General features: G+C 73.0%; 19 protein-coding genes. 17 read left to right on the forward strand and 2 right to left on the reverse strand.

Annotated elements, in window-relative coordinates; genetic code table 11:
* Positions 1-54: 54 nt before the first annotated feature.
* The 13 genes from ACZ66S_RS14145 to ACZ66S_RS14205 all read left to right on the forward strand — a co-directional run bounded on the left by ACZ66S_RS14145 (position 55) and on the right by ACZ66S_RS14205 (position 10,621).
* Entirely contained in the window at positions 55-183 is a 129-nt protein-coding gene (locus ACZ66S_RS14145) for an aborycin family tricyclic lasso peptide (RefSeq protein ID WP_123992009.1), read from the forward strand.
* A gap of 74 nt (positions 184-257) precedes the next feature.
* Entirely contained in the window at positions 258-2,111 is a 1,854-nt protein-coding gene (locus tag ACZ66S_RS14150) for a lasso peptide isopeptide bond-forming cyclase (RefSeq protein ID WP_469901790.1), read from the forward strand.
* Complete coding sequence (locus ACZ66S_RS14155; protein WP_469901791.1) at positions 2,108-2,371, forward strand: lasso peptide biosynthesis PqqD family chaperone; 264 nt, start codon at positions 2,108-2,110, stop codon at positions 2,369-2,371. The genes ACZ66S_RS14150 and ACZ66S_RS14155 overlap by 4 nt, the downstream gene beginning before the upstream one ends.
* Entirely contained in the window at positions 2,368-2,799 is a 432-nt protein-coding gene (locus tag ACZ66S_RS14160; protein ID WP_469901792.1) for a lasso peptide biosynthesis B2 protein, read from the forward strand. The genes ACZ66S_RS14155 and ACZ66S_RS14160 overlap by 4 nt, the downstream gene beginning before the upstream one ends.
* On the forward strand, positions 2,796-3,761 hold the full coding sequence (locus ACZ66S_RS14165; protein WP_469901793.1) for an ATP-binding cassette domain-containing protein: 966 nt from the start codon (positions 2,796-2,798) through the stop codon (positions 3,759-3,761). The genes ACZ66S_RS14160 and ACZ66S_RS14165 overlap by 4 nt, the downstream gene beginning before the upstream one ends.
* Positions 3,758-4,627 (forward strand): ABC transporter permease, encoded by an 870-nt coding sequence (locus ACZ66S_RS14170; RefSeq protein ID WP_469901794.1) that lies wholly within the window; start codon positions 3,758-3,760, stop codon positions 4,625-4,627. Before ACZ66S_RS14165 ends, ACZ66S_RS14170 begins: the two co-directional genes overlap by 4 nt.
* A complete protein-coding gene (locus ACZ66S_RS14175) occupies positions 4,624-5,178 on the forward strand; it encodes a MauE/DoxX family redox-associated membrane protein (RefSeq protein WP_469901795.1) in 555 nt (184 codons plus the stop codon). Before ACZ66S_RS14170 ends, ACZ66S_RS14175 begins: the two co-directional genes overlap by 4 nt.
* Positions 5,175-5,906 carry a DsbA family protein gene (locus ACZ66S_RS14180; RefSeq protein ID WP_469901796.1) on the forward strand — a complete coding sequence of 244 codons (732 nt, stop codon included), beginning with the start codon at positions 5,175-5,177 and terminating at the stop codon, positions 5,904-5,906. The genes ACZ66S_RS14175 and ACZ66S_RS14180 overlap by 4 nt, the downstream gene beginning before the upstream one ends.
* Entirely contained in the window at positions 5,903-7,225 is a 1,323-nt protein-coding gene (gene mslH, locus ACZ66S_RS14185; protein WP_469901797.1) for a lasso peptide C-terminal Trp epimerase, read from the forward strand. Before ACZ66S_RS14180 ends, mslH begins: the two co-directional genes overlap by 4 nt.
* 95 nt (positions 7,226-7,320) lie before the next feature.
* A complete protein-coding gene (locus ACZ66S_RS14190; protein ID WP_469901798.1) occupies positions 7,321-7,995 on the forward strand; it encodes a response regulator in 675 nt (224 codons plus the stop codon).
* A 57-nt stretch (positions 7,996-8,052) separates the two neighbouring features.
* Positions 8,053-9,579 carry a tRNA (N6-isopentenyl adenosine(37)-C2)-methylthiotransferase MiaB gene (miaB, locus tag ACZ66S_RS14195; RefSeq protein WP_469901799.1) on the forward strand — a complete coding sequence of 509 codons (1,527 nt, stop codon included), beginning with the start codon at positions 8,053-8,055 and terminating at the stop codon, positions 9,577-9,579.
* Between the two features lie 24 nt (positions 9,580-9,603).
* Entirely contained in the window at positions 9,604-9,903 is a 300-nt protein-coding gene (locus ACZ66S_RS14200) for a hypothetical protein (RefSeq protein WP_469901800.1), read from the forward strand.
* Positions 9,904-9,913: 10 nt separating this feature from the next.
* Complete coding sequence (locus tag ACZ66S_RS14205) at positions 9,914-10,621, forward strand: class III extradiol dioxygenase subunit B-like domain-containing protein (RefSeq protein ID WP_469901801.1); 708 nt, start codon at positions 9,914-9,916, stop codon at positions 10,619-10,621.
* 85 nt (positions 10,622-10,706) lie between these two features.
* Here the strand turns inward: ACZ66S_RS14205 and ACZ66S_RS14210 are convergent, their stop codons facing one another.
* Together ACZ66S_RS14210 and ACZ66S_RS14215 are read right to left on the reverse strand one after the other, a co-directional pair.
* On the reverse strand, positions 10,707-10,988 hold the full coding sequence (locus tag ACZ66S_RS14210; protein WP_469901802.1) for an antitoxin: 282 nt from the start codon (positions 10,986-10,988) through the stop codon (positions 10,707-10,709).
* Between the two features lie 24 nt (positions 10,989-11,012).
* Positions 11,013-11,357 carry a hypothetical protein gene (locus ACZ66S_RS14215; protein ID WP_469901803.1) on the reverse strand — a complete coding sequence of 115 codons (345 nt, stop codon included), beginning with the start codon at positions 11,355-11,357 and terminating at the stop codon, positions 11,013-11,015.
* A gap of 183 nt (positions 11,358-11,540) precedes the next feature.
* Between ACZ66S_RS14215 and miaA the strand changes: the two genes are divergently transcribed.
* From miaA to dapF, 4 genes are all read left to right on the forward strand, one after another.
* Positions 11,541-12,479 carry a tRNA (adenosine(37)-N6)-dimethylallyltransferase MiaA gene (miaA, locus tag ACZ66S_RS14220; RefSeq protein ID WP_469901804.1) on the forward strand — a complete coding sequence of 313 codons (939 nt, stop codon included), beginning with the start codon at positions 11,541-11,543 and terminating at the stop codon, positions 12,477-12,479.
* 108 nt (positions 12,480-12,587) lie between these two features.
* Positions 12,588-13,091 carry a hypothetical protein gene (locus ACZ66S_RS14225; protein ID WP_469902386.1) on the forward strand — a complete coding sequence of 168 codons (504 nt, stop codon included), beginning with the start codon at positions 12,588-12,590 and terminating at the stop codon, positions 13,089-13,091.
* Between the two features lie 161 nt (positions 13,092-13,252).
* Positions 13,253-13,642 (forward strand): hypothetical protein, encoded by a 390-nt coding sequence (locus tag ACZ66S_RS14230; protein WP_469901805.1) that lies wholly within the window; start codon positions 13,253-13,255, stop codon positions 13,640-13,642.
* 77 nt (positions 13,643-13,719) lie between these two features.
* The gene (gene dapF, locus ACZ66S_RS14235) at positions 13,720-14,589 is read left to right on the forward strand and encodes a diaminopimelate epimerase (RefSeq protein ID WP_469901806.1); all 870 of its coding nucleotides are present in this window, start codon (positions 13,720-13,722) and stop codon (positions 14,587-14,589) included.
* Positions 14,590-14,598 lie beyond the last annotated feature (9 nt).

The following is a 14,598-nucleotide window of genomic DNA, read 5'->3' on the forward strand; positions in this document are numbered from 1 at the left end:
TCAGATCACGGGCCGAACAGGTCGGCCCGACCGATCCGACACGGGAGGACATCCATGTCCGCGATTTACGAGCCCCCCATGCTGCAGGAAGTCGGCGACTTCGACGAGCTCACGAAGTGCCTCGGCGTCGGAAGCTGCAACGACTTCGCCGGCTGCGGCTACGCGATCGTCTGCTTCTGGTGATCACCTCCGGTGCCGGTGCGCGTCAGCGCACCGGCACCATCCGGAGGCAACGAGGGGACGGGGAACGAGGCGACATGGAATTCGTGGTTCTTCCGGACTGTCCGGCCGCTGCCGCACTGGCCGGCCGGCTGCGCGCGGCACAGCGCGTCGACCACGCGTCGGGACGGCCCTGGATAGTCGGCGACTGGCACGGGGCCGAGGTCACCACGGTCGAGGCGGGCCCGCGTCGGATGGTCCTGCTGGGACACACCCGGCTCGACGAGAACGCCACCGCGACCGCGCTCGGCAGGCTGCGCTCACTGCACGACGTCGACACGATCGCCTCCCGGCTGCCGGGCGTCTTCCACCTGGCGGTCTCCGTCGACGGCGCAACCCGGGTGCAGGGTTCGGTCGTCGGCGCACGACAGATCTTCACGACCGCCCTCGACGGGGTGACCATCGCCGCGAGCGGGCTGGAGCCCCTGCTCCGGCTGACCGGCGCCGACCTCGACGAGAGCGTGCTGGCCGCCCGCCTGCTGGCGCCCGGCGGCCCTCCCTGGCCCCTGGCCCAGCGCCCGGTCCGGCGTGGCATCGAACCGCTCTCCACCGGCCACTGGCTGCAACTCGACCGGGACGGCCGGGCCCGGCAGATCCGCTGGTGGGAGCTGCCCGAGCCGACCCTCAGCCTCGCCGAGGGAGCGGCGGCCGTCCGCTCGGCACTGGACGACGCGATCACCACCCGGGTCGCCGCGGGCGGCACCCTCAGCGCCGACCTGTCCGGCGGCCTGGACTCCACCTCGCTGTGCTTCCTCGCCCACGCGGCGGGCGCCGACCTGGTCACCTACCACGTGATGCCGATCGACAGCGCCAACGCGGACACCGTATGGGCCCGCAGGGCCGCGGAGTCCCTCCCGGCGGCCCGGCACCACGTCCTGTCCGCCGACCGCGCCGAGAACCTGTTCGACGTCGGGTACACCGCCGACCTCGTGCACGCGGCCCCGGAAGGCCCCTCGACCTGGGCCTCCGGACTCGCCCACATCCAGGACCTGGCCAAGCGGGCCACCGCGGAGGGCGCCACGCTGCACCTGACCGGCTTCGGCGGCGACGAGCTGTTCGGCCGGATGCCGGCCTGCGCCTGGTCCCTGGCCCGTGCCACACCCGTCGGCGGACTGCGGCTGGTCAACCGCTACCGGCTGGCCAACCGCTGGCCGTGGCGGTCGACACTGCGCGCGCTGCTGGACCGGTCGACGTTCACCGAGAACCTGCGCGGGGTCGCCGCCCGCATCGACACCCCGCCCCCGCCCGTCGACGAGCCCGACTTCGGCTGGGTGTTCGCGCCCCGCCTGCCCGCCTGGGCCACCCCGGACGCCGTGGCCGCGGTCCGCGACCTCCTCGTCGACGCCGCCGAGGACGGACCCGGACCCCTGGACGCCGACCGGGCCCGGCACCAGGCGCTCGCCTCACTGGTCTTCGAGGGAACCACCGTCCGCCAGGTCAACACCGCCCTCGCGGGCACCGGCATCACCTGGGACGCGCCCTTCCTCGACGACCGGGTGGTGGAGGCGGCCCTGTCCACCCGCATCGAGGAGCGCCTGCTCGGCGGGCGGTTCAAGCCGCTGCTCACCTCGGCCGTACGGGGGCTCGTCCCCTCGGACGTCCTGGACCGCCGCGACAAGGGCGAGTTCAGCGCGGAGGCGTTCCGGGGCCTGGCCCGCAACCGGGCCCGGATCCTGGAGCTCTGCGAGGACTCCCGGCTCGCCCGGCTCGGACTCGTCGACCCGGCGGCCTTCCGGGCCGCGGTGCTGAACCCGGGACCGATGTCCCACCACCTGATGCCGATCGACACCACGGTGGCGTGCGAGAGCTGGCTGCGGACGCATCCGCGGACCCGTCCCGAGACGCACCCCCCGACCCGCACCCCGGACACGCACACGGGAGAACCCGCATGAAGCTGACCCTCGCCCGGGACGTCACCCTCACCGCCGTCGACACGGGCGCCGTGCTGCTCGACGGGCGCCGCGGCCGCTACTACCAGCTCAACCACTCCGGCGCCGGAGTCCTGCGCCAACTGCTCGACGGGGACGCGCCCGACACGGCCGCCGCCGGCCTGTGCGCCGCCGCCCCGGTCAGCGACACCCAGGCACGCCAGGACGTGCGGGCCCTCATCGACGCGCTCAGCGCCGCCCACCTCGTGGAGGTCACCTCATGACCACCCCCGCCGTCGCCGAACAGGCCCCGCGGCTGCCCTGGCACCGGCAGCTCGCCCCCCGGTGCGCGGCCGGCGCGGCCCGACTGCTGGTCCGACTGCCCCCGGCCCGGCTGCACCGCGTGCTGCGCGTGCTCAGCAAGGGGTCCCGCCCCGCCGGGCACGCCGAGGTGGCGCGGGCCCGCCGGGCGGTCGTCTCGGTCAGCACCCGGTGCGCGGGCCTCGGCTGTCTCCAGCGTTCCGTGGCCACCGTGCTGCTGTGCCGGGCGCACGGCAGATGGGCCGACTGGTGCACCGGGTTCAGGACCGAGCCGTTCGGCGCGCACGCCTGGGTGGAGGTCGACGGGCGGCCGGTGGACGAGCCGGGCGAACTCAGCGCGTTCCGCACGGTCCTGGCCGTGCGCCGCCTCTCCGAGGGGAGCCGCCGATGACGGCGATCCGGGCCGAGGGCCTCTACGCGTACTACGGCACCACGGCGGCCGTGAACGGCCTCGACCTGACCGTGCCGACGGGCAGCATGTACGGCTTCCTCGGGCCCAACGGCGCGGGCAAGACGACCACCATCAACATGCTGATCACCCTGCTGCGCCCTACGGCGGGCCGCGCCGAGGTGGCGGGCTTCGACGTCGCCGCCCGGCCCGCCGAGGTCCGCCGCCGGATCGGCATCGTCTTCCAGGAGTCCACCCTCGACCTGGACCTCACCGCCGCCGAGAACCTCCGCTTCCAGGCCGACCTGTGCGGCCTGTCCCGCCGTGCCGGGGGCAAGGCCATCGCCTCCCTGCTCGACCTGATGGACCTGTCCGAACGCCGCAAGGTGCCCGTACGGCAGTTCTCCACCGGTCTGCGCCGGCGTCTGGAGATCGCCCGCGGCCTGCTCGCCGAGCCCCTGGTGCTGTTCCTCGACGAGCCGACCACCGGCCTGGACGCCCAGACCCGCGCCGCCGTCTGGGACCACCTGGAGCAGTTGCGGCGCGAGCGGGGCATCACCGTCTTCGTCACCACCCACCAGTTGGACGAGGCCGAGCACTGCGACCGGATCGCGATCGTCGACCGGGGCAAGGTGGTCACCGAGGGTACCCCCGCCGACCTCAAGTCCGTGATCGGGGCCGACCTCGTCGCCCTGCGCACCGAGGACGACAGGCGCGCCGCCGAGGCCCTCAGGGAGCGGTTCGGCCTCTCGGCGGAGCCCACCCCGGACGGCCTGCTGTTCCGGGTCGAGCGCGCCGCCGCCCTCGTGCCCCGCCTGTGCACCGGACTCGGCGTGACGGTACGCGAGGTGACCGTCGACCCGCCCACGCTCGACGACGTCTTCCTGCACCACACCGGGCTCGCCATCCGGGAGAACGCGACCGGCCCGCGCACGCTCGGCAACCTCGGGGAGGGACTGCGATGACCCGGACCGGCACCGCACCGGCCGCACTCGACGACCGCACCGCCGTGGCACCGCCGGCCGAACGGTCCCGCCACCCCGCCCGCCCCGTCGTGCTGCTGTGGCGGCGGGAGATGACCCGGCTGCGGCACAACCCCGTACGGCTGGCCATGGGGCTCGTGACGCCCCTGCTGTTCCTCGTCGTCCTCGGCACCGGTCTCGACGCGGCGTCGTCCAGCCTCGGCAAGGCCCAGCTCAACGACTACCGGGCCTACCTCTTCCCGGGCACGCTGGTCATGTCCGTGCAGGCCCCGGCGATCGCGGTGGGCATCTCCCTGGTGTGGGACCGCAGGCTCGGAGTGCTGCGCCAGATGCTGGTCGCCCCGTTCCCGCGCGCCGCCATCGTGTTCGGCCTCGCCCTCGGCGGCGCCACCACGGGCGCCGTCTACGGCCTCATGGTGCTGTCCGTCGGCGGCATCGCCGGCATCCGCTACACGCCCATGCTGCTGGTCGTGCTGCTCGAACTCCTGCTGGTCTCCCTCATGTTCACCTCCCTCGGACTGCTCGCGGCCGTCACCATCCGGCAGGTGGACACCTTCCAGGTCGCGGTGAACCTGAGCCTGATGCCGCTGATGTTCTTCTCCGGCGCGATGTTCCCGCCCAACGGTCTGCCCGGCTGGCTCGACACCGTCGTCAAGCTCAACCCGCTGACGTACGGCGTCGACGCGGTCCGCCGCACCCTGCCCGGGCCCAGCGTGCTCACCTCGGAGCAGACCCGGTTGGTGATCGGCGGCTGGCACCCGCCCGTCGCCGCCGAACTGGGCATGATGGCCGCCCTCACCGCGGTCGCGCTCGGCTTCGCGGGCTACCGCTTCTCCCGTACGTCATGAACGGGCAAGGACAGCGCACGGTCGACGCGCCCACGACGGGTACGACGGGAACGGCCGGCACCCGGCCCGCGGCCCGGACCCGGGCGGGCCTGGTCCGGCTGGCGGCGCGGCTGGCCCTGGCGGCGGTCCTCGCCTACGCCGCCCTGGTGAAGGTCGGCGACCTCACGGAGGCCGGACGCACGGTCGCCCTCTACCGGATCGTCCCCGACGACCAGGCCCAACTCGTCGGCGGTGTCCTGCCGTTCGTCGAGCTGGCGATCGCGCTCCTGCTCGCGGCCGGGCTGGCGACCAGGATCGCGGCGGTGGGCGCGGCCGTCCTGCTGGTCGTCTACGCGACGGCCATCGCCTCGGTGTGGGCGCGGGGCATGTCCATCGACTGCGGGTGCTTCGGCGGCGGGGGCACGCTCACCGACGGCGCCGAACGCGGCTACGCGCTCGACATCGCGCGCGACCTGGTGCTGCTCGGCGCGGCCGCCCTCCTGATCCGCAACCCGCGCACCCCCTGCGCGCTGGACGCCTGGGTCCTGGACCCGAAGGAGAGAGAAGCATGACGGAGACACGCACGACGGACACCATGGTGCGCGAGATGGTGCACCGACGGCAGCGGCGGCGGCGGACGTGGGTGGTGTCGCTGGTGGCCGTGGTGGTGGTCGTGGCCGCCGCGCTCGTCGGCGCGGGCCTGGTCCGCGCCAACAACACCGCCCCCGACAAGGCGCCGAGCCGGGTGCCGGCCGGGGTCGCCGCCGACAAGTCGGGCCTAGGCGCCGCCACCGGAGCCGTACGCGTCGACGTCTACCTCGACTACCTCTGCCCCGAGTGCCGCCGTACCGAAAGGGCCCTGAACTCGGCCCTCGACAGCCTGCGTGCGCGCGGCGGGGTGAGCGTCGTCCACCACCCGGTGGCCTTCCTCGACGACCGCAGCGAACCCGCCGGCTACTCCACGCGGGCGGCCGCAGCGGCGGCCTGCGCGGCCGACGCGGGGAAGTTCGAGCAGTACTCCACCGTCCTGTTCGCCCAGCAGCCCGCCGAACAGGGTCCCGGACTCAGCGAGGCCCAGCTCATCGCCGCGGGCAAGGAGGCCGGCATCACCGAGGCGTCCTTCGCGCGCTGTGTCGAGGACGCCCGGTACCGGCCCTGGGTGCAGTACGTCTCCGACCTCGCCGCCTCCCGCAAGGTGGCCCTGACGCCGACCGTCACGGTGGACGGCCGCCGTGTCGACGTCACCGGCTCCGATCCGGGCGCCGCGCTGACCCGCGAGGTCGCGGAGGCCCGAGGATGACCCGGCTGACCGTGGCCCTCTCCGGCGACTGCATGGTCACCCGCGGCGGGCTGATCACCTCCGACCCGGACGCCGGACGGCTCCGCGAGCTCCTGCGGGGCACCGACTTCGCCGTCACCAACCTGGAGGTGGTCCCCAGCGACGGACGCGGACACCCCGTGCACAACGCGGCCGGCGGCGGCTGTCTGATCGCGGACTCCGCGGTGCTCGACGAGATCACGGCCGCCGGGTTCTCCGTGCTGGGCTGCGCCAACAACCACGCCATGGACATGGGAACGGAGGGCGTGCTCGGCACCGTGGACCTGCTGCGGGAGCGGCGGATCCCGTACGCCGGCATCGGCGCCGACCTCACCTCCGCGCGCCGGCCCGTCTACACCGACCGGCCCGGCGGCAGCCTGGCGCTGATCTCCTGCACCACGACGTTCCTGCCCGGCCAGGAGGCGGCCGACCCGTCACCGGAGCTGCCCGGGCGCCCCGGCCTCAACCCACTGCGGCACACCGCGACCATGCTGGTGACGGCCGCCCAGATGGAGGTGCTGCGCACGATCGACGCCGAGACGGGCCTGCGGGCCCGCCGGGCCGAGGCCCGCTCCCTGCTCGGAATCGACCCCGCCCTCCTCGCCCCCGACCGGCTCGCCCTGTTCGGCACCCGCTTCCGCACGGCGGACGCGCCGGGCTTCACGACCGAGTGCGATCCGCGCGACCTCGACGAGATCTCCCGCTGGGTCGGCGAGGCCCGGCTGCGCGCGGACCTCGTCGTGGTGAGCGTGCACTCCCACGAGCCCGGCCCGACGCCCGAGACCCCGGGCGAGTTCCTGCGCGCGTTCGCCCACCGGATGATCGACGAGGGCGCCGACGCCGTCGTCGGACACGGGCCGCACTTCCTGCGGGGAGTGGAGGTCTACCGGAACCGGCCGATCTTCTACAGCCTGGGCAACATCGTCAGCCAGATCGAACTGGCCGACCGCGTCTCCGCCGAGGACTACGCCAAGGTCACCACGGAACGGCCGCCCACCCCCGGCCGCTACTACGACCGGCTCAGCGGCCACGGCACCCGGCTGTTCGCCCCGCACCGCCGCTACTGGCAGTCGCTCGTGCCGGTCCTCACCTTCGACGACGGCACCCTGACGGCGGCCCGGCTGCACCCCGTCGACCTCGGCTTCGGCCGGCCGGTCCACCACCGCGGCCGCCCCCGGCTGGCCGGCCCCGCCGAGGCCGAGAAGACCCTCACCGACATGGCTCAGCTCTCCCAGCCGTACGGTACGAAGGTCACGACGTCCGACGACGGCACCGGGGAGCTGCTGCTGGACCTGGAGTGAAGGGCCGTACAGCGCAGTCGAGTTGGTGAGGGAACCCCGCTAAAGTGGCGTATACCGTCAACCCCCGCAAGCGGACGAGGATCGAGGATCACGCAATGGCCGACGCGGTCCGGGTCCTGATCGCGGACGACCAGGCGCTGCTGCGCGGGAGCTTCCGGGTCCTGGTCGACTCCACGCCCGGCATGGAGGTCGTCGGCGAGGCGGGGGACGGCGCCGCGGCGGTCCGCCTCACCCGCTCCCTCACCCCGGACGTCGTCCTCATGGACCTGCGGATGCCCGTCATGGACGGCATCGCCGCCACCCGGGAGATCTGCTCCGACGAGACGCTCTCCGGTGTCCGGGTGCTGGCCCTGACCATGTTCGACATGGACGAGTACGTCTACCCGGCGCTCCAGGCGGGCGCCAGCGGCTTCATGCTCAAGGACGCCTCACCGTCCGACCTGGTCAACGGCATCCGGGTCATCGCCACGGGCGAGGGCGTGCTGGCCCCGAGCGTCACCCGGCGCGTCATCGCCGACTTCTCCCGGCGCGGCGAGACGGCCCGCCCCGCCCCACGGCTCATCGGCCTGACCAACCGGGAACAGGAAGTCCTCGTCCTGATCGCCAACGGGCTGTCCAACCAGGAGATCTCCGAGCGCCTCGTCATCAGCATGCCCACGGTCAAGACCCACGTCGGAAGCCTGCTGGCCAAGCTGCACGCCCGGGACCGCGCGCAGTTGGTGATCATCGCCTACGAGAGCGGCCTGGCCGAGCGGGGCATGCCCACCTGAGCGCGTCCGGGCCGGCGGCCGGGTCTCGCGGCTTCCGCGAGCGCCTACCCTTGACCCATGACCATCAGCAGCGACCGGAGCCCGGCAGTGGACGTTTCATCTCCGAAAACGTACGAAGTGCGCACCTACGGGTGCCAGATGAACGTCCACGACTCCGAGCGATTGTCCGGCCTGCTGGAGGAGGCGGGATACGTGCCCGCCCCCGAGGGCTCCGACGGGGACGCGGACGTCGTCGTCTTCAACACCTGCGCGGTCCGGGAGAACGCCGACAACCGCCTCTACGGCAACCTCGGCCGCCTCGCGCCGCGCAAGGCCTCGCGGCCCGGCATGCAGATCGCCGTCGGCGGCTGCCTCGCTCAGAAGGACCGCGACACCATCGTGCAGAAGGCGCCCTGGGTGGACGTCGTCTTCGGCACCCACAACATCGGCAAGCTGCCGGTCCTGCTGGAACGCGCGCGCGTGCAGGAGGAGGCGCAGGTCGAGATCGCCGAGTCGCTGGAGGCGTTCCCGTCCACGCTGCCGACCCGGCGCGAGAGCGCCTACGCGGCCTGGGTGTCGATCTCCGTCGGCTGCAACAACACCTGCACCTTCTGCATCGTCCCGGCGCTGCGCGGCAAGGAGAAGGACCGCCGCACCGGCGACATCCTCGCCGAGATCGAGGCGCTGGTCGGCGAGGGCGTCTCCGAGATCACGCTGCTCGGCCAGAACGTCAACGCGTACGGCTCCGACATCGGCGACCGCGAGGCGTTCAGCAAGCTCCTGCGCGCGTGCGGCTCGATCGAGGGCCTGGAGCGCGTCCGCTTCACCTCCCCGCACCCCCGCGACTTCACCGACGACGTGATCGCGGCCATGGCCGAGACGCCGAACGTCATGCCGCAGCTCCACATGCCCCTGCAGTCCGGCTCGGACACCGTCCTCAAGGCGATGCGCCGCTCCTACCGCCAGGACCGCTACCTCGGGATCATCGAGAAGGTCCGCGCCGCCATGCCGGACGCCGCGATCTCGACCGACATCATCGTGGGCTTCCCCGGCGAGACCGAGGAGGACTTCGAGCAGACCATGCACGTGGTCCGCGAGGCCCGCTTCACGAACGCCTTCACCTTCCAGTACTCCAAGCGCCCCGGCACCCCCGCGGCGACCATGGAGGAACAGATCCCCAAGGAGGTCGTGCAGTCGCGCTACGAGCGCCTCGTCGCCCTCCAGGAGGAGATCTCCTGGGAGGAGAACAAGAAGCAGGTCGGCCGCACCCTGGAGCTGATGGTCGCCGAGGGCGAGGGCCGCAAGGACGGCGCCACCCACCGCCTCTCCGGCCGCGCCCCCGACAACCGCCTGGTCCACTTCACGAAGCCCGACCAGGACGTCCGCCCCGGCGACGTGGTCACGGTCGAGATCACCTACGCCGCTCCCCACCACCTCCTCGCCGAAGGCGCCGTCCTCGACGTGCGCCGCACGCGCGCGGGTGACGCCTGGGAGAAGCGGAACGCGGCCGAGGCCGCCAAGCCGGCCGGTGTCCTGCTCGGCCTCCCGAAGATCGGGGTCCCCCAGCCGCTGCCGGCGGCGACGGGCGGCTGCACGGCGCACTGAGCGCACATCGACGAGGGGGCGGGCATGGCGCAATGGGTGGTGGTCGTCCAGTACGGCGACGACGGCGTCGACAACTCCACCTGCGAGGAGGTGACGCGCTTCGAGGACACCGGAGACCGGGCCCGGGCCCGTCTCTACGAGATCGCCTGCACCCACTCGCCGCGCAAGAGGCTGCGTCAGCAGGGCCGCGAGGTCTATCGGATCGGTGACGGGGACGCCTACTACGCCCGGATCAAGGGCGTGGTGAGCACGTACCTCGCCACGTACCGGCTGGCCGAACTGGTGTGGAGCACGACCGCCGAACAGAAGCGCCCTTGGCGGTAGGCTCCCGATCATGCTCGTCGCCGCCGCTGTCTGCCCGTGTCCGCCCCTCCTCGTGCCCGACATCGCCGCGGGCGCCGCGCCCGAGCTGGACTCCGCGCGGACAGCGTGCACGGACGCGCTGGCTGTGCTCGCCGCCTCACGGCCCGACCTCCTCGTGGTCGTCGGGCCCGCGGAGCTCAGCGGGCGAGGAGTGTTCCCGGAGGGCAGCCGCGGGTCGTTCCGCGGTTTCGGTGTGGATCTCGACGTACGTCTGGGCCGGGACGCGGAGTCCGAGCGCGAACTCCCGCCCTCCCTCGCCGTCGCCGCCTGGCTGCTGGAGCGCACGGGCTGGGCGGACGCCCCGATCGAGGGACTCGGAGTGGGGGAACCCCTGGAGCCCGAGCGGTGTATCCAGACCGGGAGGGACATCGCCGGCCGGGCCGAGCGGGTGGCACTGCTGGTGATGGGCGACGCCAGCACCTGCCGCACGCTCAAGGCGCCGGGCTACCTCGACGAGCGCGCGGCCCCCTTCGACGCGGAGGTGGCGCGTGCGCTGGGCGCGGCCGACGTGGCGGCCCTGCGCGCGCTGGACACCGACCTGGCGTACGCGCTGAAGGCCTCCGGCCGGGCCTGCTGGCAGGTCCTCGCGGGCGCGGCGGAGGACGCGGACCTCGGCGGCTCCCTCCTGTACGAGGACGCGCCGTACGGCGTGGGGTACGTGGTGGCGACCTGGTCCTGAGGGCCGTGGGGGCCCGTGAAACGGCGGACGGCCGGGAGCGTGTCGCCCCGCGGCCGTCCGCCGATGCGCCGTGCTCTAGTTCCGCTCAGGAAGCCGGCGGCGAGGTCGGCGGCGGTGAGGCCGGCGGCGTGCTGCCGTCCGCCGGTCCCGGTGTGCCGTCGTGGTGCGCGAGGCGGTCCATGGCGTCCTTGGCCTTGCCCGTGCCGGTCTGGATCCTGTCGCTGTACTTGCCCTTGGTCTTCTCGTCCACGACCTTCGCGGCCTTGTCGAGACCGTGCTGGATCTTGCCCCCGTGCTGCTGCGCGAGGTCGGAGACCTTGTCCTTGGCCGGGTTGAGCTTGGCCTTCAAATTGTCCAGGAGACCCATCGTTCACCTTCCCACGCGGGACAGTTACGTGCGGGCGCCGTCACCGGCCTCGTGATCGGCCGCCTCGTCGGCGGACTGCTGCTTGGGGATCTCGACGCCCTCGGCGGCGGCGTCCTCGCCGGCCTGTGCCGTCGACCCGTCCGTGCCCTCGGCCTCCGCGGTCCCGGTGACCTCGGCCCGGGGCTCGCCCCCGGCCTCGGTCGCAGCACCGGCCTCGGCCGAAGGACCGGCCTCGGCGCCGGTCGATCCCTTCGCTTCTGCCGCCTCCTCCGCCGCGGGCTCGGCCGTCGGAACGTCGGCCTGCTGCTCGGCGGTTGACGCCTCCTCCGAGGCCTTGGACCTGCGGAGAAGTCGTGCGAAAACGCCCATATCCACTCCATACGTTACTCGTGCGGGGGAAATCCCGCGTCATCCGGAGCGCCCGTTCGCGCCGTCCGGATCGCCGCCTCCGGAAACAGGGCGGCGGACACCACGCAACTGGCAACGACGCCGGATGCGCGCCGTCACGTAACTCGTTCGAGGTGGTGCTCCGAGGTTTGCGAGACTGGGGCGGTGAGCAGCGCACCCCCCGCCCCCCGCGTCATCGCCGTCGTCGGACCCACTGCGGCCGGAAAGTCCGATCTGGGCGTCTTCCTCGCCCAGCGACTGGGAGGCGAGGTCGTCAACGCCGACTCCATGCAGCTCTACCGAGGGATGGACATCGGCACCGCCAAGCTGACGCCCGAGGAACGCGGGGGCATCCCGCACCATCTGCTGGACATCTGGGACGTGACCGTCACCGCGTCCGTCGCCGAGTACCAGCGGCTGGCCCGCGCCCGGATCGACGCACTGCTCGCCGAGGGCCGCTGGCCGATCCTCGTCGGCGGTTCCGGACTGTACGTCCGCGGGGCCGTCGACAACCTGGAGTTCCCCGGCACCGACCCCGAGGTCAGGGCCCGGCTGGAGGAGGAACTCGTGCTGCGCGGCTCCGGCGCGCTGCACGCCCGCCTCGCCGCCGCCGACCCCGGGGCGGCGCAGGCGATCCTGCCCAGCAACGGCCGCCGTATCGTCCGGGCCCTCGAAGTGATCGAGATCACCGGCAAACCCTTCACCGCCAACCTCCCCGGCCACGACTCGGTCTACGACACCGTCCAGATCGGCGTCGACGTCGCCCGGCCCGAGCTCGACGAGCGCATCGCGCGCCGGGTCGACCGGATGTGGGAGGCGGGCCTCGTGGACGAGGTCCGGGAGCTGGAGGCGCGAGGGTTGCGTGAGGGGCGCACGGCGTCCCGCGCGCTGGGATACCAGCAGGTGCTCGCGGCGCTCTCGGGGGAGTGCACGATGGAGGACGCGCGGACCGAGACGGTCCGTGCCACGAAACGCTTCGCGCGCCGTCAGGATTCATGGTTCAGGCGCGACCCGCGGGTGCACTGGTTGAGTGGGGCCGCGGAACACCTCACGGAACTTCCGCAGCTCGCACTGGCGTTGCTCGAACGACCGGTTACAGCCTGATCACGTCCTGGCATCGGGACGCTCCGGCCGTCATCCCGGCCTCCGGCGCCGTGCCATCATCGAGCTTCGATCGACCAAGTGGAGTCCGAGTTGGGAGGGCGCGTGGCGATGGAGGCCGGCCCTCGCGACACCGCACAAGGCACCGAGCCCCTCACCGCCGAGAGCGGTGAACCGGAGCAGGACGCGGAGCGTCTGAGCCCCGACGGGCCCGACGACACCCAGGGCGGTGTGACCGACGACGGCCCCGAGCCCGGGGAGATGTTCCCGGGCGGCGAGGAGGTCGAGGTCGAGCTGCGCCCCCAGCGGCGCCTGCGGATCTGGCAGCTCGCTCCCATCGTCTCGCTGGCCGCGGTCGGCTCCCTGATGTTCGCCTTCCCCCTGGCCTTCGACTTCGGCGACAGCGGAGCGGTGATCGCGATGCTGGGCCTGCTCATCTGCTTCTGCGCGGCCGGCTGGGGCATGATGGCCGCGCGCCGCGTTGGTTACACGTGGCCGGGGCTCCCCCAGCGCGGATCCGGCCGCCGCGCGGACTGGCGGGTCGTGACCGGCTACGTGCTGCTGGTGGCCGTGGTGGTCGTACTCGCCGTGTGGCGGGTGGCAAGACTGCGCTGACCCGAGCCTGGCGCACGGGGCGCGGTGAAACGGGGGTCCAGTGGACGCGGCGGGTCTTACGGGCACGGGTCTGACGGTGGTGAGTCTGTCGGACGGCTCGGGTCTGTCGTACGGCGTGGGTCTGACGGGTGTGGGCTGGGCGGACGTGGGGTCTGACGCCGGTGGCTCTGTTGGACGTCGCGGGTGTGTCGGACGTGGGCTGGGCGGACGTATACCTGGCGGAGGCGGGTCTGTCTGCGGTGGGCCTGCCATACGGCGCGAGTCTGCCGGACGGCGTAGGTCTGACGGGCGTGGGCTTGGCGAACGTGTACCTGGCGGACGTGGGTCTGACCGCGGTGGGGCCGGACGGCGCGAGTCTGGCGTACGGCGTAGGTCTGACGGACGTGGACTGGGCGGCTGTGTGCCTGGCGGAGGCGGGTCTGACTCCGGTGGCTCTGTCGGACCCCGCGGGTGTGCCGGACGTGGGCTGGGCGGACGTATACCTGGCGGAGGCGAGTCTGTCTGCGGTGGGGCCGCCGGACGTGGGCATGCGGGGACTGTCGGACGCGTGATCCGCTATCGCACCGGCGCCGCGTCCGCAGCCCCACCACCCCGTGGTCGAAAAGCCGCGCTCCCTTACGATCGAAGAATGCGCACCCGGATCGCCTTCCTCAAGGGCCACGGCACCGAGAACGACTTCGTGATCGTCCCGGACCCCGAGAACGCCCTCGACCTGCCCCCCGCCACCGTCGCCGCCCTGTGCGACCGCCGGGCCGGCATCGGCGGTGACGGCCTGCTCCACGTCGTACGGTCCGCCGCGCACCCCGAGGCCACGCACATGGCCGGCGAGGCGGAGTGGTTCATGGACTACCGCAACGGCGACGGCTCGATCGCGGAGATGTGCGGCAACGGCGTACGCGTCTTCGCCCGCTACCTCCAGCGCGCCGGCCACGCCACCGAGGGCGACCTCGCCGTGGCAACGCGCGGGGGAGTGAAGACCGTGCACATCGCGAAGAACGGCGACGTCACCGTCGGCATGGGCAGGGCGCTGCTCCCCGAGGGAGACGTCACGGTGAGCGTCGGCGACCGGAGCTGGCCCGCACGGAACGTGAACATGGGCAACCCGCACGCCGTGGCCTTCGTGGACGACCTCGCCCACGCCGGCGACCTGTACTCCCCGCCGCCCTTCAGCCCGGCCTCCGCCTACCCGAGCGGGGTCAACGTCGAGTTCGTGGTCGACCGCGGCCCCCACCACGTCGCCATGCGCGTGCACGAGCGCGGGGCGGGCGAGACCCGGTCCTGCGGCACGGGCGCGTGTGCTGTCGCCGTCGCCGCGGCCCGCAGGGACGGCACCGACCCGGCGGCCACCGGCACCCCGGCGACGTACACCGTCGACGTGCCCGGCGGCACCCTGGTGATCACCGAGCGGACCGACGGCGAGATCGAGATGACCGGCCCCGCGGTGATCGTCGCCGAGGGCGAGATCGACGCCGACTGGCTTGAAAACGCGGGTCGTTGACCATATGAA

This window comes from Streptomyces sp. NPDC107471, from assembly GCF_055582845.1.

Coding starts and splice junctions, on each gene's coding strand:
- ACZ66S_RS14145 (WP_123992009.1), top strand. CDS start 55: ATGTCCGCGATTTACGAGCCCCCCATGCTGCAGGAAGTCGGCGACTTC.
- ACZ66S_RS14150 (WP_469901790.1), top strand. CDS start 258: ATGGAATTCGTGGTTCTTCCGGACTGTCCGGCCGCTGCCGCACTGGCC.
- ACZ66S_RS14155 (WP_469901791.1), top strand. CDS start 2,108: ATGAAGCTGACCCTCGCCCGGGACGTCACCCTCACCGCCGTCGACACG.
- ACZ66S_RS14160 (WP_469901792.1), top strand. CDS start 2,368: ATGACCACCCCCGCCGTCGCCGAACAGGCCCCGCGGCTGCCCTGGCAC.
- ACZ66S_RS14165 (WP_469901793.1), top strand. CDS start 2,796: ATGACGGCGATCCGGGCCGAGGGCCTCTACGCGTACTACGGCACCACG.
- ACZ66S_RS14170 (WP_469901794.1), top strand. CDS start 3,758: ATGACCCGGACCGGCACCGCACCGGCCGCACTCGACGACCGCACCGCC.
- ACZ66S_RS14175 (WP_469901795.1), top strand. CDS start 4,624: ATGAACGGGCAAGGACAGCGCACGGTCGACGCGCCCACGACGGGTACG.
- ACZ66S_RS14180 (WP_469901796.1), top strand. CDS start 5,175: ATGACGGAGACACGCACGACGGACACCATGGTGCGCGAGATGGTGCAC.
- mslH (WP_469901797.1), top strand. CDS start 5,903: ATGACCCGGCTGACCGTGGCCCTCTCCGGCGACTGCATGGTCACCCGC.
- ACZ66S_RS14190 (WP_469901798.1), top strand. CDS start 7,321: ATGGCCGACGCGGTCCGGGTCCTGATCGCGGACGACCAGGCGCTGCTG.
- miaB (WP_469901799.1), top strand. CDS start 8,053: ATGACCATCAGCAGCGACCGGAGCCCGGCAGTGGACGTTTCATCTCCG.
- ACZ66S_RS14200 (WP_469901800.1), top strand. CDS start 9,604: ATGGCGCAATGGGTGGTGGTCGTCCAGTACGGCGACGACGGCGTCGAC.
- ACZ66S_RS14205 (WP_469901801.1), top strand. CDS start 9,914: ATGCTCGTCGCCGCCGCTGTCTGCCCGTGTCCGCCCCTCCTCGTGCCC.
- ACZ66S_RS14210 (WP_469901802.1), bottom strand. CDS start 10,988: ATGGGTCTCCTGGACAATTTGAAGGCCAAGCTCAACCCGGCCAAGGAC.
- ACZ66S_RS14215 (WP_469901803.1), bottom strand. CDS start 11,357: ATGGGCGTTTTCGCACGACTTCTCCGCAGGTCCAAGGCCTCGGAGGAG.
- ACZ66S_RS14225 (WP_469902386.1), top strand. CDS start 12,588: ATGGAGGCCGGCCCTCGCGACACCGCACAAGGCACCGAGCCCCTCACC.
- dapF (WP_469901806.1), top strand. CDS start 13,720: ATGCGCACCCGGATCGCCTTCCTCAAGGGCCACGGCACCGAGAACGAC.